17 protein-coding genes are annotated in these 22707 nt (G+C 73.4%); 8 read left to right on the forward strand and 9 right to left on the reverse strand.

Features of this window, described 5'->3' with window-relative positions; translation table 11 throughout:
* Window positions 1-8: 8 nt before the first annotated feature.
* On the reverse strand, window positions 9-923 hold the full coding sequence (locus NAEX_RS41360; protein WP_096332967.1) for an AraC family transcriptional regulator: 915 nt from the start codon (window positions 921-923) through the stop codon (window positions 9-11).
* Window positions 924-1100: 177 nt separating this feature from the next.
* Between NAEX_RS41360 and NAEX_RS41365 the strand changes: the two genes are divergently transcribed.
* On the forward strand, window positions 1101-1838 hold the full coding sequence (locus NAEX_RS41365; RefSeq protein WP_096332968.1) for an SDR family oxidoreductase: 738 nt from the start codon (window positions 1101-1103) through the stop codon (window positions 1836-1838).
* 294 nt (window positions 1839-2132) lie between these two features.
* Here NAEX_RS41365 and NAEX_RS41370 read toward each other — a convergent pair whose 3' ends face one another.
* On the reverse strand, window positions 2133-5705 hold the full coding sequence (locus NAEX_RS41370) for a WD40 repeat domain-containing serine/threonine protein kinase (RefSeq protein WP_177325937.1): 3573 nt from the start codon (window positions 5703-5705) through the stop codon (window positions 2133-2135).
* Window positions 5702-6346: an RNA polymerase sigma factor gene (locus NAEX_RS41375; RefSeq protein ID WP_170136447.1), complete on the reverse strand. Its 645-nt coding sequence runs from the start codon at window positions 6344-6346 to the stop codon at window positions 5702-5704. The genes NAEX_RS41370 and NAEX_RS41375 overlap by 4 nt, the downstream gene beginning before the upstream one ends.
* Before the next feature lie 359 nt (window positions 6347-6705).
* Here NAEX_RS41375 and NAEX_RS49010 point away from each other — a divergent pair, with 359 nt between their 5' ends.
* Both NAEX_RS49010 and NAEX_RS41380 read left to right on the forward strand, forming a co-directional pair.
* The gene (locus tag NAEX_RS49010; RefSeq protein WP_177325936.1) at window positions 6706-7041 is read left to right on the forward strand and encodes a hypothetical protein; all 336 of its coding nucleotides are present in this window, start codon (window positions 6706-6708) and stop codon (window positions 7039-7041) included.
* A 56-nt stretch (window positions 7042-7097) separates the two neighbouring features.
* Window positions 7098-7835, forward strand: a complete 738-nt coding sequence (locus NAEX_RS41380; RefSeq protein WP_256254054.1) for an FG-GAP-like repeat-containing protein — start codon at window positions 7098-7100, stop codon at window positions 7833-7835.
* 84 nt (window positions 7836-7919) lie between these two features.
* Here the strand turns inward: NAEX_RS41380 and NAEX_RS41385 are convergent, their stop codons facing one another.
* The 3 genes from NAEX_RS41385 to NAEX_RS41395 form a co-directional block, all read right to left on the reverse strand.
* Entirely contained in the window at window positions 7920-8606 is a 687-nt protein-coding gene (locus NAEX_RS41385) for an SMI1/KNR4 family protein (RefSeq protein ID WP_096332972.1), read from the reverse strand.
* A 159-nt stretch (window positions 8607-8765) separates the two neighbouring features.
* Window positions 8766-10841, reverse strand: coding sequence for a hypothetical protein (locus tag NAEX_RS41390; RefSeq protein ID WP_096332973.1), 2076 nt, complete (start codon window positions 10839-10841; stop codon window positions 8766-8768).
* A 158-nt stretch (window positions 10842-10999) separates the two neighbouring features.
* Window positions 11000-12001, reverse strand: a complete 1002-nt coding sequence (locus NAEX_RS41395) for a spermidine synthase (protein WP_096332974.1) — start codon at window positions 11999-12001, stop codon at window positions 11000-11002.
* A gap of 164 nt (window positions 12002-12165) precedes the next feature.
* On the opposite strand from NAEX_RS41395, the gene NAEX_RS41400 reads away from it, so the two are divergent.
* The gene (locus NAEX_RS41400; protein ID WP_096332975.1) at window positions 12166-13509 is read left to right on the forward strand and encodes a leucine-rich repeat domain-containing protein; all 1344 of its coding nucleotides are present in this window, start codon (window positions 12166-12168) and stop codon (window positions 13507-13509) included.
* Between the two features lie 227 nt (window positions 13510-13736).
* On the opposite strand, the gene NAEX_RS52515 is transcribed toward NAEX_RS41400, so the two are convergent.
* A complete protein-coding gene (locus NAEX_RS52515; protein WP_096332976.1) occupies window positions 13737-15185 on the reverse strand; it encodes a ferritin-like domain-containing protein in 1449 nt (482 codons plus the stop codon).
* Between the two features lie 398 nt (window positions 15186-15583).
* On the opposite strand from NAEX_RS52515, the gene NAEX_RS41410 reads away from it, so the two are divergent.
* Window positions 15584-16393 (forward strand): anti-sigma factor antagonist, encoded by an 810-nt coding sequence (locus NAEX_RS41410; RefSeq protein WP_170136448.1) that lies wholly within the window; start codon window positions 15584-15586, stop codon window positions 16391-16393.
* 87 nt (window positions 16394-16480) lie between these two features.
* Here the strand turns inward: NAEX_RS41410 and rnk are convergent, their stop codons facing one another.
* Window positions 16481-16888 (reverse strand): nucleoside diphosphate kinase regulator, encoded by a 408-nt coding sequence (rnk, locus tag NAEX_RS41415; RefSeq protein WP_096333898.1) that lies wholly within the window; start codon window positions 16886-16888, stop codon window positions 16481-16483.
* Between the two features lie 307 nt (window positions 16889-17195).
* On the opposite strand from rnk, the gene ada reads away from it, so the two are divergent.
* The gene (gene ada / locus NAEX_RS41420; protein ID WP_096332978.1) at window positions 17196-18269 is read left to right on the forward strand and encodes a bifunctional DNA-binding transcriptional regulator/O6-methylguanine-DNA methyltransferase Ada; all 1074 of its coding nucleotides are present in this window, start codon (window positions 17196-17198) and stop codon (window positions 18267-18269) included.
* A gap of 61 nt (window positions 18270-18330) precedes the next feature.
* On the opposite strand, the gene NAEX_RS41425 is transcribed toward ada, so the two are convergent.
* The gene (locus NAEX_RS41425; RefSeq protein WP_096332979.1) at window positions 18331-19164 is read right to left on the reverse strand and encodes a hypothetical protein; all 834 of its coding nucleotides are present in this window, start codon (window positions 19162-19164) and stop codon (window positions 18331-18333) included.
* A 261-nt stretch (window positions 19165-19425) separates the two neighbouring features.
* Here NAEX_RS41425 and NAEX_RS41430 point away from each other — a divergent pair, with 261 nt between their 5' ends.
* Window positions 19426-20352 carry a peptidoglycan-binding domain-containing protein gene (locus NAEX_RS41430; protein WP_096332980.1) on the forward strand — a complete coding sequence of 309 codons (927 nt, stop codon included), beginning with the start codon at window positions 19426-19428 and terminating at the stop codon, window positions 20350-20352.
* Between the two features lie 284 nt (window positions 20353-20636).
* Window positions 20637-22682 carry a DUF4215 domain-containing protein gene (locus tag NAEX_RS41440; protein ID WP_100793054.1) on the forward strand — a complete coding sequence of 682 codons (2046 nt, stop codon included), beginning with the start codon at window positions 20637-20639 and terminating at the stop codon, window positions 22680-22682.
* Window positions 22683-22707 lie beyond the last annotated feature (25 nt).

Here is a 22707-nt window from a genome sequence, read left to right on the forward strand (position 1 = left end):
TGCCGGGGTCAAGCCGGGCGGACCAGGCCGCCGGTCTCGCGCAGGCGCCGCAGGTCGCGCGCCGGCGGCTCGCCGAACAGCCGGCTGTACTCGCGGCTGAACTGCGAGGGGCTCTCGTAGCCGACGCGGAAGGCGGCGCTGGTGGCGTCGAGCGCCTCGCTGAACATCAGCCGGCGGGCCTCCTGCAGCCGCAGCTGCTTCTGGTACTGCAGCGGGCTCATGGCGGTGACGGCCTTGAAGTGGTGGTGCAGCGAGGACGGGCTCATGTGCAGCTCGCGGGCGAACTCCTCGATCCGCAGCGGCTCGGCGTAGTGCTGCTTGAGCCAGTCGATGGCGCGGGCGATCCGGCGGGCCTGGCCGTCGCCGGCGGCGATCTGGCGCAGCCGCCAGCCCTCGTCGCTCTTGAGCAGGCGGTAGGTCAGCTCGCGCACGGCCAGCGGCGCGAGGGCGGCGATGTCCTCGGGGGCGTCGAGCAGGCGCGTCAGCCGGAGCACGGCGTCGAGCATCGCCGGCGTCATGGCGCTGAGGTAGAGGCCGCGGGCGGGCCGCTGCGCAGCGGGCGGCGGGGGGCCGAACTCCAGCAGCATCTGCGCCAGCTCGCCGGGGTCGAGGTCGAGGCGCAGGCACAGGTACGGCGCGGCGGGGCTGGCCTCGACGACCTGACCCGTGACCGGCAGGTCGATCGAGACGACGAGGAAGCGCGAGGCGTCGTAGACGTAGACCTCGTCGGCCAGGTGGACGCGCTTTTTGCCCTGCGCCACCACGCACAGCGCGGGCTCGTGCAGCAGCACGAGCGGCTCGCCGGGCCGCGCGGCGCGGATCAGCGAGAGGCGTGGGATCGGGGTCGCGTGCACGCCGTCGCCGGAGGTGTGCCGCAGCAATTGAGCGGCCAGCTCGGCGGTCCCGGGCGCAGTGGTCGCCATCGGCCGAGCTTACTCGCGGGCCCCCGGGGCGGCAAGAACGGGCCGGTCGGCGCGCGGCGGAGGATCGGGCAAGAGGCGGCGAGGAACAGGCTAACGCGCCCGCAGGCCCGCTCCTATGGTGATTGCGCAGCCGGCACGCCCGCCCGCGGGCGGCCCGGCGCAGACAGGAGAGTCACCATGTCCGAAATCGAGAACAAGGTCGTATTGATCACTGGCGCGAGCAGCGGCATCGGCGAGGCGACCGCCCGCCTGCTGGCCAAACACGGGGCACACGTGGTGCTCGGGGCCCGCCGCACCGACCGGCTGGCGGCGCTGGCCGACGAGATCGCGGGCGACGGCGGCTCGGTCCGCTACCGCCGGCTCGACGTGACGCAGCGCGAAGACGTGGCCGCGTTCGTGGCGTTCGCCAGGGCGACGTTCGGCCGCGTCGACGTGATCGTCAACAACGCGGGGGTGATGCCGCTGTCGAACCTCGAGGCGCTCAAGGTCGAGGAGTGGGACCGCACGATCGACGTCAACATCCGCGGGGTGCTGCACGGGATCGCGGCCGCGCTGCCGGTGATGCAGCAGCAAAGGCGCGGGCACTTCGTCAACCTGTCGTCGATCGGCGGGCACTACGTGGTGCCGACCGCGGCGGTGTACTGCGCCACGAAGTTCGCGGTGCGGGCGATCTCGGACGGGCTGCGGCAGGAGGTCGGCGGCGATATCAGGGTGACGGTCATCTCGCCGGGCGTGACCGAGTCGGAGCTGGCCGACACCATCACCGACCCGGGGGCGCGCGAGGGGATGAAGGAGTTCCGCAAGATCGCCATCCCGGCGGCGGCGATCGCCCGCGCGATCCTGTTCGCCATCGAGCAGCCGCCCGAGGTCGACGTCAGCGAGATGATCGTGCGGCCGACGGCGAGCCCGTATTGAGGGCACCCGCGAGCCGGCGTGGGGCGGCGGCGCTGCGGGGCCGCGAGGCTCGCCCGAGCCCCGGCGCGAGGCGGCGATCGGGGCGGCGCCGATCCGAACGGGCGCGCCGTGCTCCGGTAAAACTCGGCGCATTCACCGGAGGCCGCGTATGCCGTACGTCGCCGCATGACCCCATCGCGCAGACGGCTCGGTGCGTTGCTGAAGTTCGTCGCGGCGCTCCGCCGGCCGCGGCGCGTAGGAGGTGGATGATTTGGCCTGTCTTTGTGAACATGCCCTCCGGGACATTTACCGCGATCACCCCGACGCGCCGCCGCAGGCGCGCTCGACCTCGGCGCGCGCGTCGGTGGCGGCGAGGGCCCTGCAGGCGGCCGCGAACGTGCCGGCGCGGGTCGCGGGGAGGGTGAGGACGGCGCCGTTGCGCTGGTGGAGGTGAACGCTGAGGCCGTCGTCGGCGAGCCGGGGAAGGTGCCAGTCGCTCTTGTCGAGGTCGCGGATCCGGAGCAGCAGCTCGCCGGTGCGGGCGTTCCACACCAGCACGTCGCCGTCGTCGGCGAACACGGTCAGGCGATCGCCGGTGCGCGAGAAGCGGTCCTCGACGTCGCCGTAGGCGTCGATGCCCTCGAGGGTGGCGACGAGCTCCCCGCTCGGGACGTCCTGGATCCACCCGCGACCCGGGCCGTAGCACCAGGTGACGAGGCGGGTCTCGTCGGGCGAGAGATCCGAGTCGCCGTAGTGGTCGGCGGCGCAGGGGACCTCGACGCTGAGCTCGACCTGGCCGTTGGCGACGTCGTGCACGGCGGTCCGCCCGCCGCGCTGGACCAGCAGCGAACCTGTCCCCACGAACCTGAACTCTCGGACATGTTCTTTCGGTCCGGGCGTGGGGACGCTGAAGAGCCGCCCGCAGGTGGCGAGGTCCCAGCCGAGGAGGTTGCCGTCGAGGTCGAAGGCGGCGGCGAGGCGGCCGTCGTCGCGCAAGGCGGCGGCGGTCAGCGCCGGACCGTCGCCGACGAGGGTGCAGGCGCGCTCGCCGGTGCGGGTGTCGAACACGGCGAGCGAGCCGTCGCGCTGGACGACGGCGACGCGGTCGGCGTCGCGGGCGTGGGCGGTCACGACGTCGAGCCACGCGTCGTCCGTGCCGACGACGACGTGGCGGAACCGCTCGGCGCCTGTCTCCGGATCGAGCAGGCGGATCGACCACTCGCCGCGCGGGCGGATGGCGACCGGCCAGACGAGGAAGCCGGCGGCGGTGCGGACGACCCGCGGCACGCCGAAGATGCCCGTGAACGCCGGGACGGTGGCCACGGGCGCGTCGCCGTCGGTGCGGATCCGGGTGACGCCGGCGGCGTCGACGGTGGCGAAGAACGCGTCGTCGAAGGCGAGGACGCGCTCGCCCCGCGGCGGCTGGCGGCGCCGGAGCACCCGCGGGTCGCCGGTCTGCCACAGGCGCACGGTGCCGTCGTCGCTGGCGGTGGCGAAGCGGGTGCCGTCGGGCGAGGCGGCGGCGCTGCGGATGAACCCGCGGTGGCCGCGGGTGCGGGTGACGAGTCGCCCGGTGTCGCCGCTGCGCAGGAAGAGCTCGTCGCCGAAGTGCGAGACGACGGTGTCGTCGGCGAGCTCGACGACGCCGAGGCTGGGCTCGGGCCACAGCGCGAGGAGCTGGTCGCTGCCGAGGTCGTAGAGGCGCTGGTTCCCGCCGTCGAGGACGAGGCGAGTGTCGTCGCGGATGAAGCGCGGCGTGCCCTGCGCGGGACCGAGCGAGCGCAGGAGGCGGCGCGCGTCGAGGTCCCACAGGCGCAGCTCGCCCTCGGCCTCGGCGACGGCGAGCCGGTCGCCGCCGGCGGCCAGGCCGAGGCGGTTGAAGCGCGACGGCCTGGCCCCGGGGACAGGTGGCAGGCGGGCCACGCGGCGCCCGTCGGCGACGGCGAGCAGGTCGATCGCGTTGTCGTCGCGGGCGACGAGCAGCGTCCGGCCGTCGCGGGCGAGCAGCCAGTCGCCGAGGTCCTTGCCGTTCAGGCGCCACGCGACCGCGCCGGTGGCGAGGTCCCAGGCCGCGAGGCCGCGATCGTCGTCGTCGGGGGCGATCCGGCCGACGATGCGAGTGTCGTCGGCGGCGAACCGCGGGGACCCGCAGTTCGGGAGCTCGCGCGCGAGCGTGCCGGTGGCGACGTCCCACACGGTGCAGCGCGAGGGCTCGCGCGGGCCGGCGCCGTCGGTGAGCAGGCGAGCGCCGGCGCGGTCGAAGGCGAGGGCGCTGAACTGGCTGGCGTTCGTGTCGCCGTCGACGCGCGGGGTGGCCCACAGCTCGGCGCCGATGCTCGCGTCCCACAGCCGCAGCGAGCCGTCGACGTGGAGCGAGGCGACGCGGGCGCCGTCGGGCGAGAAGGCGACGCCGACGGCGCCGTGCCCCCCGTCGAGCGTGGCGTACGGGATCAGGGCCGGCAGCGCGGCCGCGAGGCCGTCGAACACCATCGCCGGGGCGCCGCCGAAGTCGGGCTTGTGCGGCGCGGCGAGCTGGACCCCGCGCACGAGGGCGTCGCGCTCGCGACCTGGCGTCGAGGACAGGCGCAGCACCTCGGCGGCCTGCTCGGCGGCGGCGATCGCGGCCCGCTCGAACTGCGCGCGCTCGCTCTCGGCCGCGCGCAGCTCGGCCTGCAGCTCGGCGCGGTCGGCCCGCTCGGCCTCCCGCGCGGCCTGCCACGCCTGTACGCCGGCGAAACCCGCGAGCCCGACCAGCGCGGCGCCGGCGATGCGCAGCACGGTGCGCCGGGCCGCCGCCCGCCGGTCGCGGCCGAGCTCGCGCAGCAGCGCCGCCATCGACGGCCAGCGCGAGGCCGGCGCGACCTGCAGCCCGCGCACGACGGCGGCGTGCAACCAGCCGGGCACGCCGCGGCGATCGACCGGCGTCGCGATCACGCCGGAGGACTTGGCGGCCACGAGGTCGGCGAGGGTCTCGCCGGCGTGTGGCCACTGGCCGTAGAGGCCCTGGTAGAGGGCGACGCAGAAGGCGTACTGGTCGCTCGCGGGGCTGGCGGCGCCGCCGGTGAACAGCTCCGGCGCCATGTAGGCCGGGGTGCCGAGCAGCGCGCCGGTGGCCGTGAGGTCGGCGACGTCACCTGGCGATTCGGACATGTTCTTGCGGTCATCCTCCGGGTCCCCGAAGAAGCGCGCCAGGCCGAAGTCGAGCACGCGCGCGCGCTCGTCGGCGCCGACCAGCACGTTGGCGGGCTTGAAGTCGCGGTGGACCAGGCCGGCCTCGTGCGCGGCCTGCAGCCCGCGGCCGGCGGCGACGAACACCGCGAGGACGGCCTCCCAGCGGCGCGGGCCGGCGGGCAGGGCGGCGAGCCAGTGGGCCAGGTCGTGGCCGTCGACGAACTCCATGGCGACGTAGACCTGCCCGGCGTGCTCGCCGACCTCGTGGATCTGGACGACGTTGGGATGCGACAGCCGGGCCAGCGACTGCGCCTCGCGGGTCATGCGGGCCCGCGCCTGCGGCCCGGCCTCGCGCGAGGTGTGCAGCAGCTTGACGGCGACCTGGCGATCGAGCTCGTCGTCGTGGGCCGCGTAGACCTCGCCCATGCCGCCGCGGCCGAGCAGCCCGAGCACGCGGAAGCGCCCGATCCGCGGCGGGGCCATCGATACGCCGAACAGCTCGTCGGCGAGGCGGACGCGCACGACCTCGAGCTCGGGCGTGCGCCGCACTTCGGGCCGCGGCAGGCCGGCGTCGGGGCCGGTGGGGTCGGCGTCGGTGAACTGGAAGGTGCGGTCGAACGGCGGGATCGGCATCGGCTGGGCTCCACCGGAGTGGTTCCCGTCGTCGCCGTCCTGCTCGCCGGGTCGGTCGAATTTTTTTTCAGGCGCCCCGGTCACCGCCGCTCCGGCCCGCGCCGGGCCCGCAGCGGGGCGCCGAGCTCGGCCGCCCAGCGCTCGAACCCGGACTGGGTGCTGTGCGCCAGCGACGGCGACTCGGCGATCCGCTGCATCACCGCGTCGAGCTGCTCGCGTGCCCGCATCAGCCGCGTGCGCACGGTGCCGGGCGGGATGCCGAGCACCTCGGCGATCTCGCCGGTGGTGAGCCCCTCCCAGTAGTGCAGCTCGACCAGCACCTGCAGCTCGACCGGGATCCGGCGCAGCGCGGCGAGCAGGAGCCGCACCTCCTCGCGCTGGCCGATCGCGGCGGTGGCGGAGGGCTGGAGGTCCTCGGCGGAGACGCTGGTGAAGTCGAGGCGCTGCTGCTCGCGCGCGCGGTCGCGGAAGTGGCGGCAGAGCTGGCGGTAGGCGATGGCGAACAGGTACGAGCGGAAGCTGGCGCGGCCCTGGAAGTTCGGCAGCTGCTCGACGCAGGCGAGGAAGGTGCGCTGGATCAGGTCGCCGCCCTGGTCGCCGACCTTGCTCTGGAAGAACCGCGCGACCGCGTCGTAGTGGCGCTCGAACAGCGCGAAGCCGGCCTTGCGGTCGCCCGCGAGCCAGGCGGCGAGGAGCACGTCGTCTGCGGGCGACGGGTCGGACACGCGCAACCCAGGATGCCGCGGGCCTCGGGCGCGGTCAAATCACCGCCGGGACGACCGCGCGGCGAACGACGCGGGCAGGGCTCGAGGTCGCCGACATCGATGCGTGACGATGGACGACCTCGGCGCGGCTCGTGGTCGTCACGGGCGCGGACGAGGTCTTCCACGGCTCCCTCGCTGGCTCGCAGCGGCACGGTCGTTCACCCTCTCCCGGCTTCATGGCTCGTCGCCCCCGGTCGACATCGCGCAACTTCGGTTCCGCCGCCGGCGCGACGCTCGTGGCGTCCGTTCTCGCCTGCGGGAGCGAAGGCCCGTGCGGCTCGGCCATCGGCCTGTGTGCGGGCGAGGGCCGGTGGCGGATCGTGGCGACGCCCGTCGATGACGCGGTGCTGCTCGACGTCGACGGCGATGGGGTGGAGGAGAGCGCGGTGCTGTCGCGCGAGGCCCGGAAGCTCACGCTCGGGTATGGCAGCGGTGCGCACGACCCCAGGCGCTCGGCGCTGTACCTCGAGGGCGAGCCCGTCGGTCTCGCGGCCCTCCCGCGCGAGGTGGCGGTGGCGCTGGCCGAACCATCGCGGGTGGCGATCTTCGGGTCGACGCCGACGGTCGCCTCGAGCGGCGGCGGGACATCGCCCTCGGCGCCGAGCCGGCGGCGCTCCGCGGGGCCGACCTCGACGGCGACGGCGCGCCGGAGCTGATCGCGTCGTTGCCGGCCGCGGGCACGGTCGCGGTCGTCGATCCGCGCGCGAGTGCGGTGCGCGAGTATCCCGCGGGCACCCGTCCGTGGGCGCTCGCGAGCGGCGATGTCGACGCGGATGGGCGCCGCGACGTGGTCGTGGTCGATGGCGGCGGCGACGTGAGCCCGGGTGTGACGGGCGAGCGCGCATTGCATGTACTCCGCGGCGAGGGCGACGGCACCCTGAAGCTGGTCTCCTCGAGCCCGTCGAGCGCCGGCGTGTACTGGCTCGAGCTCGCCGATCACGACGGCGACGGCGACCTCGACGCGCTCGCGCGTACGCCCGTGACGGCGGTGCTGGTCCATCGCAACGACGGCGACGGCAACTTCTCGAGCCCGACGGCGCTGCCGTTCTTCGACGTCTTCCCCGACGGTCCCGGGATGGCCGTGGGGCCGGTGGCCAGCAGCGGCCTCACGGGCGTCAGCGTTCCGCAGGGGATGGTGCTGAGCACGTGGTTCGGCGAAGGCGCGACCTGGCTCGGGCACGTGGAGGAATACATGCGCGGGTCGACGACGTGGGTCGGCGGCGGCCCGGGCGAGCGCATGCTGGTCGGCGGCGACTCGTACCTGGCGCCCTTCGCCTGGCAGGCGAGCGCGACGCCGATCGAGGTGTGGCGCAGGCCCGATCGCTACTTTCCCCGGGACCGCCCATTCGGAGGATCGCGACGGGACGCGCTACGTCGCGCTCAAGATCCTCGAGCGGCCCGTGGCGGCTCAGCGTCTCGTGCAGGCTCTCGCCCTCGAGGTGCTCCATGATGAGGTAGGCGAGGCCGTCGGCGACGCCGAGGTCGACCACGTCGCGATGTGCCGTGGAACTGTACAACGCCCATCGCCGGGCGCTTACGACGGCAGGCGCTCCACGAAGCGGCTCAGCAGGACACGTACGCCGGCTTGGCCGAAGTCGATCTCCAGCTTCGTATCGGCGCCGCTGCGCTCTTCGCGTCGGACGACGCCCTCTCCGAACTTGGGATGCCTCACGCGGCAGAAACTTCGTGGCGTTCGATCCGCAGCAGTCATGCGGACTTCGAGCGTCGCCTTCTTCATCCACGCTTCGAGCGCCCGGCGCTCGGCGTCCGTCGGATCCGACCCGTGGAGGTGTTGCTCGACGACCTCGTCGAGCCAGTCGGCCACGGGCAGCGATCTCCGGCTCTGGTCGTCATCCAGGTACACGACGATCCGCGCCGCCGCGGCGCGTCGCTCGACGCAGATCCATTCGTGCCCATCGCGGCCCAGCGGGACGAGCGATGCTGGCACGGAAGCCGCCTCCGCCTCATTCCGGAGGGAGGGAAGCCGCGCCAGATCGAGATCGTACATGCCGAAGACGTCGACGACGGCGAACAGGAGCAGGACCGCCGGATCGAAGCGCAGCCCGAGCTCGCGCTCCACGTCCGCGACGGCCTCGGCGTCGAGGGACACGACGATCTCCGGCGTCGCGACGACCTCCGGACCCCGCTCGGCGGCGAGGAGCGCGAGGTAGGCGCGTTTGCTTGCACCATCGATGACGTGAGAACGCGCTAGGTCGGCCATGGGATTGCTCCGAAAAAGTGAGCACTTTTCTTACGCCGCTTGTGTCGGCGCCTGTCCGTCGTAAAGTTCTCCTCGTAGGCAATCGGCGTCGAGTAGCCGATAGACGAGCCATGACATGCCCCGAAGGACATGCCATGAAACACCCGAGCTTCGCGCAGCTCAGTCCGGATCACAGGCCCCGTCGCAGAACGTCTCGACCACGCCCTCGCGGAAGAACTTGTCCATCGAAGCGTTCGCCGCCGCCAGCTTGCGCGGCCCGCCGTGGGGGTCGTCGCCTTCCTTCATCGGCACGTTCACCGTCGGCTCCGGCGGCAGCCCGAAGTCGAACTCCACCATCGCCGAGCCGGAGTGGCTGCCCTCCACCTCCTCGATCCCCCAGATCGAGCGATTGACCGGGCCCATGTTGACCACCCCGCCGATCGCGCGGGCCATGACGTGGGCGCCCAGGGTCGTCACCTGGTGGTCGCCGATGGCCACGTTGAGCAGGACGTCGTGCGCCGGCGTGTTCGGCAGCGGCTCGCGGATGTGATGGCTGTAGCCGTTGGGTTCGGAGCGGTCCCACAGCATCTGCACCAGGCCGAGCACCACCTGGATGTCGATCGGGTCGGGGTAGGCGCCCTTGACGATCGAGAAGAAGCTGTCGAAGTCGACGCTGCGGTTGAGCAGGAGGTTGTACGGCTGGCCGGGGACGCCGAGCATGCCGCGGGTGACGTCGACCTGCACCGCCATCAGCGACGCGCCGAAGATGCCCCCCTGGCTGTTGCCGAAGTAGTACGCGGCCGAGGTGTCGAACATCGCCTGTTCGCCCTGGTAGGTCAGGGCCGGGTCGGTGGCGAAGTCGCCGAGCATCATCCGCGTGGCGAGGATGAAGTTGAGGATGCCCTGCTGGCCGCGGTCGGGGACCGCCGCGAATTGATGGAGGTGGCCGCCCAGCGCGCCGACGATGGTGACGATGTCGTCCTCGGCCATGCCGACCCAATCGACGGAGAACAGGATGTAGTTGTAGTCCTCGGCGAACTGGCGGAACTCGCTGGCCTTGACCTGCGAGCGGCTGCCGAGCAGGCCGTGGCCGTAGCCGACCGGGGCCGAGGGCGCCTCGAACGCGCTGTAGGGGATGAGGACGGTGAACGGGTAGGTCGCGGTGCCGTTTTGGGTCGGCAGGCCGGCGTCGTCGAGGACCATGCGGCCGCCCGACTCGGGCTTGTCGAGGTACAGCGGGACCGTCATCTCGCCCTCGACGCACAGGGCGATGAACTCGGCGCAATCCTCGGTGATCGTCTCGATCTCGTAGGCGGGCCCGGCCGCGCCGACCTGCGCGAGCGCGTGGTCGCGGATGTGGAGCATCCGCCCGGTGGTGTTCTCGGTGCTGCTGACGGTGTAGTCCCAGGCGAGCTGCAGATCGTCGCGGGTGACGCCGACGGCCTCGAGGCGCTGGAAGATGTCGGCGTAGAGCGGGCGGCGGGCGTCGATCGAGGGGTCGTCGGGGAACGGGGTCAGGTCGCGCAGGGCGGCGAACGCCGGCGAGGGCGCGAGCGGCTCGCCGCCGGCGTCGACGACGTTGCGCACGGCGTAGATCAGGCGGGCGCCGTCGCGCGGGCGGGTGACCGGGCGGATCAGCAGGGTGCGCCGGGCGTCGTCGCCGTGCGACATGTCGAGCTCGGTGAAGTGCGGCACGAGCTCGCCGGTGTCGACGTCGAGGATGATCGTGGGGCTGTCGGGCGTGACCGAGATCTCGATGCTCCACGGGCCGGGCAGGCCGGTAATGGTGGCACCCGGCATGTGGACCATGCCCGGCAGGCCGCCGGAGAAGCCGTCGAGCTCGGCGAACACGTCGGTCTCCGGCAAGATGCCGCCGGTCGACATCGGCAGCGAATTGCGCGGGAGGGCGACGCGGCGGCCGGTCGGGGTGGTCGCGTCGGCGGTGGTATAAACATTGTTGGGGAACGGGAACAGGCAATAATTGGGGTCGAGCGGGTCGCACTCGAGGGTCGGCCAGTCGACGTTCGGGTCGGGCTCGGGCAGCACCGGGCCGGTCGTGGTGTCGCTCGTGTCCCCCGTGGTGGTGGTGGTCGGGGCGGTGGTGCCGGTGCCGGTCGGCGGCTCGTCGGTGGTGCCGGTCGACCCCGTGGTCGTGCCGTCGGAGGCGGATTCGGTGGCAGAGTCGCCGCAGGCGCCGACGAGGGCGGTGAGCGTCAAGGCGGCGAACGTGGCGGCGAGCGGGCTTTTCCGGATCACGCTAGAGTCTCCCTCGGTCCGTCTTATCACAGCTCGCCGCACCGCCTCCGCCGGGCCGACGTGCGCTGACACGGAGGCGTGACGACGCCGTGACGCCCGTGCGCTTACGCGCGAGCCGCGAGCCGTGGATTGCGCGGCCTGTGACCCGCGAGCCGGATTCAGAGTGAGGGCCGCCGCTCCCACGCCGAGGTGGCCTCGGCGAGCTCGGTGAACGAGATCTTCCAGGTACCGAGCGCGTCGAGGGCGGCCGCGCGGCTGCGCAGGGCCTCGGGGGTCGGCGCCGCGTCGGCCGTCGATGCGAGGACGATCCATTCGTTGGTGCCGGACCGGCGGACCACCTGGACGTGCGGGAACACCTCGGCGATCGCATTCACGTGGGCGTCGTAGCCGGTCAAATGATGAATGTTGAACGCCGCGACGCCGCCGGGTTTCAGGCGGGCTTCGACGCGGCGGAGGAACCCGAGGCCGCGCAATTCCTCGGGCACGCCCGCGTTGTCGGTGCCCGGGGCGCCGGGATCGAGGAAGGCATCGAGCCAGATGACGTCGTACGATTCACCCTCGCCGGCGATGAAGCGCACGGCGTCGTCGGTGACGATTTGCAGCCGCGGCCCCGGGACCACGCCGAACCACTCGGCCGCCAGACGCACGACCTCCGGATCGATCTCGACGGCGTCGATGTGCGCCGCCGGCACGCGTGCATGGAGGTAGCGGACCAGGGTCCCGCCGCCGAGGCCGACGACCAGGAGCCGCCGCGGATCGTCGACGAGCATGAAGGGCGCGGCCATGGCTTCGATGTAGGGGTGCGCGGGCACGTCCGGGTCCGCGAGGTCGACGATCGTCTGCACGTATTCGTCGCCGCGCTTGCGGATGAACCCGAGCGTGCGCCTGGTGCCGCTCTGCTGCACGCGGATCTTCGAATAGGGGGAGGTGACCTCGGCGAGGACCTTCCGCCCGCGGACCCGCGCCGGCGGAGCCGGGGCCGGCAAGGGCTGATCGGCGGCGGCGACCGGCGCGGCGGCGGGCGCGGGCTCGTCGGCCGCGGGGCGGTTGCACGCGCCTGTCCCTGAGGACAGGAGCAGCAGGGCGAGGATGCGCGCGAGGGCGGAGCCGGGGCGGCGGGCGAGGCGCGGCGAAGGCGAGGCGGCGACGGAGGCGCGCACGCGGCGATGGTAACACCGGCGAGCCGCGGCGGGCGCGACGGGGGCTGTCGTCGAGTTGCCCGATCCGAGGGCGGAAGACCGCGTGCGGCCGCTCGCCGCGTCGGCGGTGGTCGTCGTTCGCAGCGAGGTGGTGAGACGGCCTCGATCTGTGCGACGATCGGGCCATGAATTACCTTGCATGCTTCGCCACCGTCGGTCTGCTCGTCGCGGCCTGTCAGGCACCGGGCGGCGGCGCCACGACGGACGATCAGGGCAGCACGACCGGCGATCCGGAGCAGACGACCACGACCACGACCACGGGCCCGGAGCCGACCGACACGAGCACGACCGTGGAGAGCGACACGCTGGCGCCGACGACCGGGCCCCTCGGCGAGTGCGAGCAGCCGTTCGTGATCCCCGATCCCGTCCTGTTCGACGCCGTCCGCGAGCTGCTCGGGCTGATCGACGAGGCCGAGATCTCGCCGGCGCAGGCGCAGCAGGTCGAGCAGCTGTTCGGCGGCGTGAAGGATACGCCCATCCTGTCGCTGCAGGGCCTGCAGTGCTTCGTCAACCTGACGACGCTCGGCCTCGACAACGCGCAGGTGTCCGACTTCGGACCGCTCGCGGGTCTGCAGCAGCTCCAGGACCTCGACTTGGCGGGGTCCCAGGCCGCCGACTTGAGCCCGCTCGCCGGCCTGCCGGAGCTGCGCAGGTTGTCGCTGCGCGAGAGCGTGCCAGTCGACTTCGCGCCGCTCGCCGGGCATCCCGCGCTGGCCGACGTCACGTTCAGCCTCGCGGGCGAGGGCGAGCTGCCCGACCTGCAGCCGTTCGGCCAGATGCCCGGGCTGCGCACGCTGCGGCTCGTCAACAGCGGCAGCGGCTTGCCGAACCTCGCGGGCCTGAGCGGTGCGCCCGTGCTCCGCGAGCTGGTGGTCAACGGCTGCGCGCTGGCCAGCCTCGAGGGGCTCGAAGGCGTGGCCACGCTGCGGTCGTTGGAGGCGGAGCGCAACCAGCTGGTCGACGTCTCGCCGCTCGCCGGGCTGCCGGCGCTGGAGCACCTGCGCCTCGTCGACAACGCGCTGACCGACGTGGCTCCGCTCGGGCAGATCGGAACGCTCGTCACCCTCGAGCTGCGGCTCAACGCGATCACCAGCCTGGCCGGGCTCGAAGCGCTGACGAACCTGACCGAGCTCGGCGTCCAGAACAACGCGATCACCGAGCTCGTGCCGGTGGCCCCGGCGACCCTGACCAGGCTCTTCGCCTCGGAGAACGCGCTCGTCGACCTCGACGCGCTCGCCGGTCACGAGGCGCTGACCGAGGTGGTCGCGTGGGGCAACGCGATCACCTCGCTGGCGCCGCTCGCCGACGCTCCGTGGCTGGTCGACAATTGCGCGGTCCTCGAGGTCTGGGACAACCCGCTCGACGACGAGACCAGCACGGTCGTGCTGCCGGCGCTGTGCGAGCTCGGCGACGCCGGCATCACCTGGGACGAGGGCGGGTGCGTCTCGGACTGCCGCGAGGGCCCGTGAGTCGGACGCGCGCGGGAAGAACTCGCGGGACGTGCGGAGCGCCGGCGCAGACCTGAAGGGCGACACCTCCGGCGACCTCGCGGTCGCGGCGCGACACCTTCGGCTCCTCGACCTCGCGGCGCGCCCGGGCTGCTGCGGCGCCGCGTTCCGCCGGCGACTGTCGTTTGCGAGCCAGCCGGCGGCGCGCGGGAGACGTCGGCCGCGAGCGCACGCCGGCCGCGTTCGCGTCAGACCGGCAGGTCGGCGGTCGGGCGCCCGACGGCGAGGTCGTCGAGCAGGGCGCGGGCGCACGGGATCACGACCGAGCGCATGCACTGGGCCGCCAGGGCGACCCGCTCGGCGGCCGGGAGGCGGCCGTGGCGGCGCATCAGCGCCGGGTCGAGGCGGTCGGGCGGGGGCGCGGCGATCCGCACGGCCAGCGCCTCGACGACGACGCGGCGCAGGGCCGGGCCGCCGCGGGCGAGGGCCCACTGGACGGTGCGCCAGGCCAGGGCGGCGTGGCGCTGCTCGTCGGCGGCGATCCGCCGCAAGGTGGCGGCGAGGGCCGGGTCTTCGCATGTCCTCGCGGCCAGGTCGAGCTCGGCCGCGGCGAGCGTCTCGCCGACGCAGCCCTCGCGGACGACAGCGGCGACGACGGCAGCCAGGTCGCCGGGGCCGCCGAGGGCGTCGTCGGTGGCGAGCGGCCCGGGACCGACCGGGGCGCCGGCGTAGTCGCCGGCGAGGGCGAAGATCAGGCGGGCGTGCGCGACCTCGTCGAGCTGGGCGGCGCAGGCCTCCTGGACCAGCCCGGGCGGGGCGCCGTGGGCGAGCAGCTGCAGGGTGAAGCGCGCGAACGAGGCGACCGAGGCGTGCTCGGCGAGGGCGTCGGCGGTCCACAGCGCCGCCAGCTCGGCGCGGGCGGCCGCATCGAGGGCGGCGAGGAAGGCGGGCGAAGGGCCGGGGGCGTCGGCCTGCCAGTCGCGGCGGCGCGTCGGGGCGGCGGTGCGAGCTGTCCCTTCGACCAGGAAGGGCCGGCCGTCGGTGCAGTTCCAGCTGTACTCGACGACGTGACAGCACTGGCCGTCGACGGACAGCGGGCCGCAGGCGAGCGTGAAGCCGAAGTCGGGGCACAGCTCGGGCAGCGGGCCGAGGCAGTCGGGGGCGCACTGGTCGCAGCTCTGCAGGCCGTCCGGGAGCGGCACGCAGATCCGCAGGTAATCATGGCAGTCGGAGGCGTTGTAATTCTCGCACCCGGGGATCTCGAGCACGTCGGCGGGCATCAATTCGTCGCCGAGATCCATGAGGTTGACGCAGGCCGGGCCGGTGGTGCCGGTGGTGGTCTCGTCGGTGGTGCCGGACGTGGTGGTGGTCGTGGTGGTCGCGGGCTCGACGGGGCCGGTGGTCGTGGCGACCGGGCCGGTGCTGTCGACGCCCGTGGTGGAGGTGGTGACGAGCGTGGTGCCGGCGCCGGTGGTGGTGGTGGTCGTCGTCCCCGCGCCGGTGGTGGGGTCGGAGGGGACGCCGGTGGTCGCCGGGGCGGTGGTGGCCGTGCTGGTGGTGGCGCCCGTGCTCGTGCCGCTCGCGGTGCCGGGGTCGTCGCCGAGCGGCGGGCGGGTACACCCGGCGGCGGCGGTGAGGCCGAGGGCGTGGAGGAGGGCGACGCGAAGACACGCGAGCGACGACGAGGCGGCCGACATCCTCCCAGGCTACGCGGGTTGCGAGCGGCCGCGGCCGCTGGGGCCGGGGCGTGACATCACGGGCAGGCCGGCGGCGACGGTGATGGATCGCGCCGGCACCGGCCACCACGGGCCCGCCAGCCGGCCCCGGGCGCGGATGTCCGAACGGACATGTCACCCGCGACGAGCGGCTCCAGGCACGCCCCAGGACTCGATGCATTCGCTCGGTTCGCGGTCGCGGCCCGCGCAGGTCGGGCGAGGCCCTGCCGATGGGCCGGCGCGGCGGCGCGGCGGTCCGCGGCGGCGCGGCGGTACGAGGCCGTCGCAGACGAGCGAGGGCCGGGCGGCCGCGCCGGCGCTCGCCCACGCGCGGTGGGCCTGCGTCTGCACGCCCGCGACACGGTGCTACACGGATCGCCGTGAATGGGTCAGCACACCTCTGCCTCGCAATCGCCAGCAGACGCGTGGAGGTCGAGTCCGCGTCGCAGGCCGTGAAGGGTTTCCTGCGCCGAATCGGGGTCGACGACGACGCCTGCTGGCGCACCGAAGCGGCGGTGCGCGAGGCGGTCGCCAACGCGATCGTCCACGGCAACCGCGAGGACCCCGGCAAACAGGTCGGCGTGGCCGTCGAGCTCGGCGGCGGCCGCCTGGTCGTGCGCGTCCACGACGAGGGCCCCGGCTGGGACGGCAAGCGCCTGGCCGACCCGCGCGACACGACGCGCCGGCTGGAGCCGCGCGGGCGCGGCGTGTTCCTGATGCGCCACTTCATGGACGAGGTGGTCCACGACCGCCGCGCCGGCGGGGGGACGACGGTGACCATGTCCACGCGCCTGCAGGACCCCGCCCGCCCGCCGCGCGGGGCCTACGATCCGGAGCCGCGAGAGGCCGGCATGACCCTCACCAGCCGTCGACACGGCGACGCCAGCGTGTTCGAGGCGGTCGGCAAGATCACGATCGGCGCCGGCGCGGTCCGCCTGCGCGAGGAGGTGCTGGCGGCGCTGGAGGGCGGGGCGCGCAACGTCGTGATCGACATGGGCCGGGTGACGGCGATCGACTCGTCGGGGATCGGCGCGCTGGTCAGCGCCTACTCGGCGACGGCCAACGGCGGCGGCCGGCTGGCGCTGTGCCGCGTGCCGCCGAAGGTGCTGGAGATCCTGCACATCACGCAGCTCAGCGGCGTGTTCGAGCTGTTCCCCGGCGAGCGCGAGGCGGTCGCGGAGCTGGCGTAGAGGGTGGACCCGGGGACATGTCCGAAGCGATATGTGCAAAAGAGCATGTTTTGAAGGACATGCTCTTCGGACAATGTCCCGCGAGCCTCACAGGTCGAGGTCGCCCATGGCCTCGGGCTGGTAGAGGATCTCGAGCACGGTGAGCTCGGCGATCCGGCCGCCCGGCAGGGGCCACTCGATGTCCTGGCCGACGGAGAGGCCGAGCAGGGCGCTGCCGACCGGGGCGAGCACGGACACGCGGTCGGGGCCGGCGTCGTCGGGGTAGACGAGGGTCAGCTCGAGCTCGCGCTCGCTGCGGCGCTCTCGCAGGCGCACGCGCGAATTCATCGACACCACGTGGGGCGGGAGCGCCTCGGGGTCGACGACGGCGGCGCGCTCGAGCTCGTCGTCGAGGGCGTCGGCGGCGTCGGTGCCTCGCACCAGCGGGCTCGAGAGCAGGCGCTTGAGGCGGCCGAGGTCGAGGCGAGAGATCGTGATCGGTGGGACGGACTTCATGGCGATGGCCTCGGGAAAAAAAATGAAGCCCGCCGAACGGCGGGCCTCGTCTGCAGGATGCGCGATGGCCCGGGCCCGCGCAACCACGGCCGGCAGGGGCGGGCGGGCGCCGCGCGCGAGGCGAGACGACATGTCCGTTGCGACAGGTGACGGTGCGGCGAGGTCGGCGAATGCGGCGGATCCGGCGTCGTCTGCGCGAGGCGAATGCGACAGCAAGACCCGGAGTGCCCTGCGCCGTCGGACCGGCTAGCGTGACGGAAGCGGCGGGCGGGTCCGCCGGAACACAGCACAGGAGAGCACGAGCGCCATGTCCACCAAGTCCGCAGCGCGCGCGGCAGCCGTCGTCAGCGACCCTCGCTGGGCGGCCGTGGTCGCGGCCGATCCGGCCGCCGACGACAGCTTCTTCTACTCGGTCGTGACGACGGGCGTGTACTGCCGGCCGTCGTGCGCCTCGCGGACGCCGCGGCCGGAGAACGTGGCCTTCCACGCCTCGGTGGCCGAGGCCGAGGCGGCAGGTTTCCGCGCGTGCAAGCGCTGCAAGCCGGGCGGGCAGTCGCAGGCCGAGCTGCACGCGGAGATGGTGGCCGCGCTGTGTCGCTACATCGAGGACGCCGAGACGGCGCCGCGGCTCACGGCCCTGGCGGAGCGCGCGGGCCTCAGCGCGTACCACGTCCACCGGATCTTCAAGGCCATCACCGGCCTGACCCCGCGGGCCTACGCGGCGGCCCGCCGCGACGCCCGGCTGCGCGAGGAGCTGGAGCGCGGCAGCACGGTCACGGAGGCGATCTACGGGGCCGGCTACGGCTCGGGCGGCCGCTTCTACGCGCGCGCCGAGCAGGTGCTCGGGATGACGCCGTCGGCCTACCGCGCCGGCGGGGCGGCCACGGCGATCCGCTTCGCCGTCGGCGAGTGCTCGCTCGGATCGATCCTCGTGGCGGCCAGCGAGCGCGGGGTGTGTGCGATCCTGCTGGGCGACGATCCGGACAAGCTGGTGCGCGACCTGCAGGACCGGTTCCCGCGCGCCGAGCTGATCGGCGGCGACCCGGAGTTCGAGCGCCAGGTGGCGTCGGTGGTCGCGTTCGTCGAGGCGCCCGGGCTCGGCCTCGATTTGCCGCTCGACGTCCGCGGCACCGCGTTCCAGCAGCGCGTGTGGCAGGCGCTCCGATCGATCCCCGCCGGGGCGACGGTCTGCTACGCCGACATCGCCGAGCGGATCGGCGCGCCGCGCTCGGTCCGGGCGGTCGCCCAGGCCTGCGCCGCGAACGCGCTGGCGGTCGCCATCCCGTGCCACCGCGTGGTCCAGCGCGACGGCGGGCTGTCGGGCTACCGCTGGGGCGTCGAGCGCAAGCGCAAGCTGCTCGACCGCGAAGCCAGCGCGTGAGCGGGCGGTGGTCTCGGGGACATGTCCGGCCGGGCATGTCCTCGAATGCATGTCCCAAAGGTCATGGGACGAGGCCGCAGGCGCCGACGGCGGCCAGCTCGGGCGGCTCGTTCGGATCCTCGAAGTCGTGGCACTCGAGGCCGTCGGGGCAGACGCCGCCGAGCTCGCAGAAGGGCAGGCAGCAGCCGCCCGCGGGGTCGTTCGGGCACTGCGGGGCGGCGTCGGGCGCGGAGCACATGAGGCCGCGGTCGCAGTCGTTGGCGGCGGTGCAGACGTCGTAGATCCGGCCGCCCTCGCCGGAGACGTCGGGGGCGCAGACGAAGCCCGCGTCGCCGGAGGCGCACAGCTCGCCCTCGATGCAGTCCTGCTCGAGCGGGTCGCAGGTGGGCAGGCACTTGTAGTGGTAGTCGCCGAAGCTCTTGGTGCAGAGCTGGCCCTCGGGACACTGCGGGCTGACAGCCTGGCCGTCGCAGACCTGGACGCACACGCCCTGCCCGCCGGGGATCACGTTCCAGCACAGGAGGCCCGCGTCGCAGTCGTCGGGGCCCGCGCCGTAGCCGCCCTGGGCGATGCACAGCTCGCCGACCTGCGCCGGGTTGTCGTCGAGCGGCACACACTTGGCGCCGTCGAGCGTGGCGTCGCCGCCCAGGCTGTAGAGGTTGCACTTCTGGCCTTCGGGACAGTCCTGTTGCCAGGGATCGCACTCGAAGGCCGGGCCGGGGCCGACGTCCGGCTCCTTCTTGGTCGGGCCGGGGAGCTCGCCGGTGTCGGCCGGCTCGCCGTCGTCGACGTCGTCCAGCGGCTGGTCGGTGGTGGCGTGACCGCCGGCCGCCTCGCACGCGAGCGCGAGGGCGAGCGGGGCGAGGCGCCAGAAGATCGGGTTCGTCCGCGGCATGAGTGCGTCCTCCGCATGGAACTCTAGCGGCAGCGCCGGGCCCGGGCCCGAGGGCGGATCGGAACCGCGACGGACGTCGGCGCCTCGGGGTCCCGCCGGGGCGCCGGCGCGGGACAATGGTGGGACCGTGGTGCGCGCATTGCCACCGTCGCCGAAGTCGGGGCGAGCGACGATTCCGGGGCAGGCCGCGCGGCCGAGTTGAACGCGGGCGCCGGGGCGAGTACGCTGGCGAAATAGGCGGAGAAGGGTGGAGGTGCGATCGTGACGGTGCGGGCCGAGAGCCTCGATTTGTCGCTGCGCGAGGCGCTGTTCCTGCTGGATCGCGGGATCCGGGCGGTCCAGGCCGAGCACGGGCTGGTGGTCGACGGAATCGTCGGTCCGCGGACCCGCGCCGTCCTCGACGCGCTGCTGCGCCGGCCCGCCGGGCTGCCGCGCGGCAAGGGGATGTTCGTCCGCTCGGTCAAGCACGTCGGCTCGATCGAGGCGATGCTGGCCCGGGTGGCGCAGACGGGGCTGCGCTGGCTGGCGTTCCAGAGCATCTGGCAATACGCGGACAGGAAGAGCAGCCGCTGGACCGGCTTCGGCGGGCACGCGCAGGCGCTGCGGGCGGCCGGGCACGCCTGCTGGGTGTGGGGATTCCCGTGGCCGGGGCGCGAGGCGGAATTCGTCGAGGTGCTGCTGTCGTCGGCGACGAGCTGCGGGGCGAGCGGGGTGGTGGTCGACGCCGAGGCGCCCTACGACGACGCGCCGGAGGCGGCGGCGCGATTGATGGCGCTGCTGCTGCCGGCCGCGCGCGCGGCCGGGCTGGCGGTCGGGCTGACCTCGTACGGGGCGCCGTGGAACTTCCCGCGGTTCCCGTGGGCGGCGTTCACCGGGGTCGACTTCGCGGCGCCGCAGATCTACGACATCGCCAATGATCAGGGGTCCGGGTACCCGCAGCGATCGATCGCCGCCTACCGGGCGCTCGGCTTCTCGCGGGTGATCCCGGCCTGCCCGACGTTCGGCAAGACCCCCGCGCAATGGACGGCGCTGCACGCGTCGGTCTCGCCGCCCGACGGCGCGGTGGTGTGGTGGGATTGGTACAACAGCACGCGAAATCCGTTCACCTGGAATCGCGTGAGAGACTTCGAATTGCCGCAGTCGGTCGAGCTCGGCATTGGCGCGACCGCGGCATTCGCGGGGGGCTGAGTTTGCCGCGCGATCTCCGGGCGGCGGATTCGCGGTGTCGCCAATGCAGGCACCGCGAGCCCCGCTGCGAACGCGCGCCTTCTCGAGTGCGGAGGGGCCTCGTGCGCGGGGAGGCGCGCCCGCAAAGGCTGCACTTTGCGCGCCTGCGCCCGCCGTCCGGCCCGTGGGCGCCGCGTGAACCCGCGCAGGTGCTGCCTCTGCGGGCGCGGACGCCGGGCCATCATCGGCGGAGCGTCTCGGGGGCGAACGGCGGCCCCTAGAGTCGCTCGCGGAGGATTTCAACGATGAAGCGGAGCTGGCTCGGGGTGATGGGGGCGTTTGTCCTCACAGTGGTGGGGTGTGGCGAAACTGACGCGACGACGACCGAGACGTCGAATGGGACGTCGACCTCGTCGGGGACCGAGACCGGGACGACGGCGCCCGGGACGACGACCGGGGTGCCGACGACGACCGGGGTGCCGACGACGACGACGGTGCCGACGGGGACGGGCACGACGACGACCGGGACGACGGGGGACGTCGAGCCCGAATGTGGCAACGGCGAGCTCGACGACGGCGAGGCGTGCGACGACGGTGCCGGCAATGGGCCGGGCGAGAGCTGCAACGCCGAGTGTGCGCTCAATGTCTGCGGCGACGGCGACCCGGGCCCCGAGGAGGCGTGCGACAACGGGGCGATGAACGGCGACATGAACAGCTGCAAGTCGGATTGCACGCAGGCGACCTGCGGCGACGGATTCGTCGGACCGGGCGAGGGCTGCGACGACGGCAATCGGGTCGACGACGACGACTGCACCAACAGCTGCGCGCTGGCCAGCTGCGGCGACGGCATCGTCGCGCCGACCGAGGCGTGCGACGACGGCAACCAGGACGACACCGACGCGTGTACCAACAATTGCACCCTGGCCGCCTGCGGCGACGGATTCGTCGGACCGGGCGAGGCCTGCGACGACGGGCCGGAGAACAGCAACACCGGCGCCTGCACCCTCGAGTGCAAGGAGAACGTGTGCGGCGACGGGTTCGCCCACGCCGGCGTCGAGGAGTGCGACGAGGGCGCCAACAACGGGCCCGGGGCGGTGTGCAACGCGATGTGCGTGCTCAACGTGTGCGGCGACGTCGACAAGGGCCCCGGGGAGGAGTGCGACGACGGCAACATGACGGCCGGCGACGGCTGCTCGCCGACGTGCAAGCTAGAGGGCTGCGGCAACGCGATCGTCGACCCCAACGAGGACTGCGACGACGGCAAGGACGGCGACAACGACGACGGCTGCACCGACGTGTGCAAGCTGCCCGCCTGCGGCGACGGCTTCGAGTCGCCGAGCGCCGGCGAGGAGTGCGACCTCGGGCCCGGCAACAGCGACGCCGGGGCCTGCACCGCCGGCTGCAAGGACGCCGAGTGCGGCGACGGGCTGGTCCAGGCCAACGTCGAGCAGTGCGACGACGGGGCGAACAACGCCGACAACAACGCGTGCAAGGCCGACTGCAGCCTGAACGTGTGCGGCGACGGCTTCGTCGGCCCCGGCGAGGGCTGCGACGACGGCAACCAGAGCAACGCGGACATGTGCACCAACGTCTGCAAATTCGCCAGCTGCGGCGACGGGTTCGTGCAGGCCGGCGAGCAGTGCGACCTCGGGCTGCTCAACAGCAACCAGGGGCTGTGCACGCTGGCCTGCAAGAACGCGGTGTGCGGCGACGGCTTCGTGGCCCCGGGCGAGCAGTGCGACGACGCCAACCAGAACAACAACGACGCCTGCACGAACACGTGCCAGAACGCGAGCTGCGGCGACGGGTTCGTCCAGCCGGGCGAGCAGTGCGACGACGGCAACCCGAGCAACACCGACGGCTGCACCAACGCGTGCGCGCCGGCCAAGTGCGGCGACGGGTTCGTCCAGCCCGGCATCGGCGAGACCTGCGACGACGGCAACAACATCCCCAACGACGGCTGCAACCCCGGCTGCGGGACCTCCTGCCGCAGCGTCAACGGGCTCAACTGGTGCTACAACCCGACCGCCTGCGGGCAGCCGTGCAACGCCGTGTGCGCGCACTTCGGGCTGACGCCGGTGGCCGACAAGAACGTGTGGTTCGCCGCCCAGGACTCCGAGCCGGAGTGCCAGGCGCTGAGCGCCGCGTTCGGCCTCAACGGCATCTCGATGAACAGCTGGACCTACGCCTGCCTCGAGGACGAGTACGGCGACCACACCAACACGCCGCTGGTCGGGCCGATGTACTGCTCGACCTACGCCGGGTGCCCGAACGAGCACCTCAACAACATGGACCAGATCGGCGTCGCCTGCGGCGCCGGCAGCCGGCGCTCGATCTGCCCGTGCCAGTGAGCGGATGCGACGGCTGGCTCTCGGG

Source organism: Nannocystis exedens (assembly GCF_002343915.1).
GTDB classification, from domain to species: Bacteria; Myxococcota_A; Polyangia; order Nannocystales; family Nannocystaceae; genus Nannocystis; species Nannocystis exedens.

Excerpts from the sequence above, each read along its gene's own strand:
- NAEX_RS41360 (WP_096332967.1), bottom strand. The coding sequence starts at position 923 with ATGGCGACCACTGCGCCCGGGACCGCCGAGCTGGCCGCTCAATTGCTG.
- NAEX_RS41365 (WP_096332968.1), top strand. The coding sequence starts at position 1,101 with ATGTCCGAAATCGAGAACAAGGTCGTATTGATCACTGGCGCGAGCAGC.
- NAEX_RS41385 (WP_096332972.1), bottom strand. The coding sequence starts at position 8,606 with ATGGCCGACCTAGCGCGTTCTCACGTCATCGATGGTGCAAGCAAACGC.
- NAEX_RS41400 (WP_096332975.1), top strand. The coding sequence starts at position 12,166 with ATGAATTACCTTGCATGCTTCGCCACCGTCGGTCTGCTCGTCGCGGCC.
- NAEX_RS52515 (WP_096332976.1), bottom strand. The coding sequence starts at position 15,185 with ATGTCGGCCGCCTCGTCGTCGCTCGCGTGTCTTCGCGTCGCCCTCCTC.
- rnk (WP_096333898.1), bottom strand. The coding sequence starts at position 16,888 with ATGAAGTCCGTCCCACCGATCACGATCTCTCGCCTCGACCTCGGCCGC.
- ada (WP_096332978.1), top strand. The coding sequence starts at position 17,196 with ATGTCCACCAAGTCCGCAGCGCGCGCGGCAGCCGTCGTCAGCGACCCT.
- NAEX_RS41425 (WP_096332979.1), bottom strand. The coding sequence starts at position 19,164 with ATGCCGCGGACGAACCCGATCTTCTGGCGCCTCGCCCCGCTCGCCCTC.
- NAEX_RS41440 (WP_100793054.1), top strand. The coding sequence starts at position 20,637 with ATGAAGCGGAGCTGGCTCGGGGTGATGGGGGCGTTTGTCCTCACAGTG.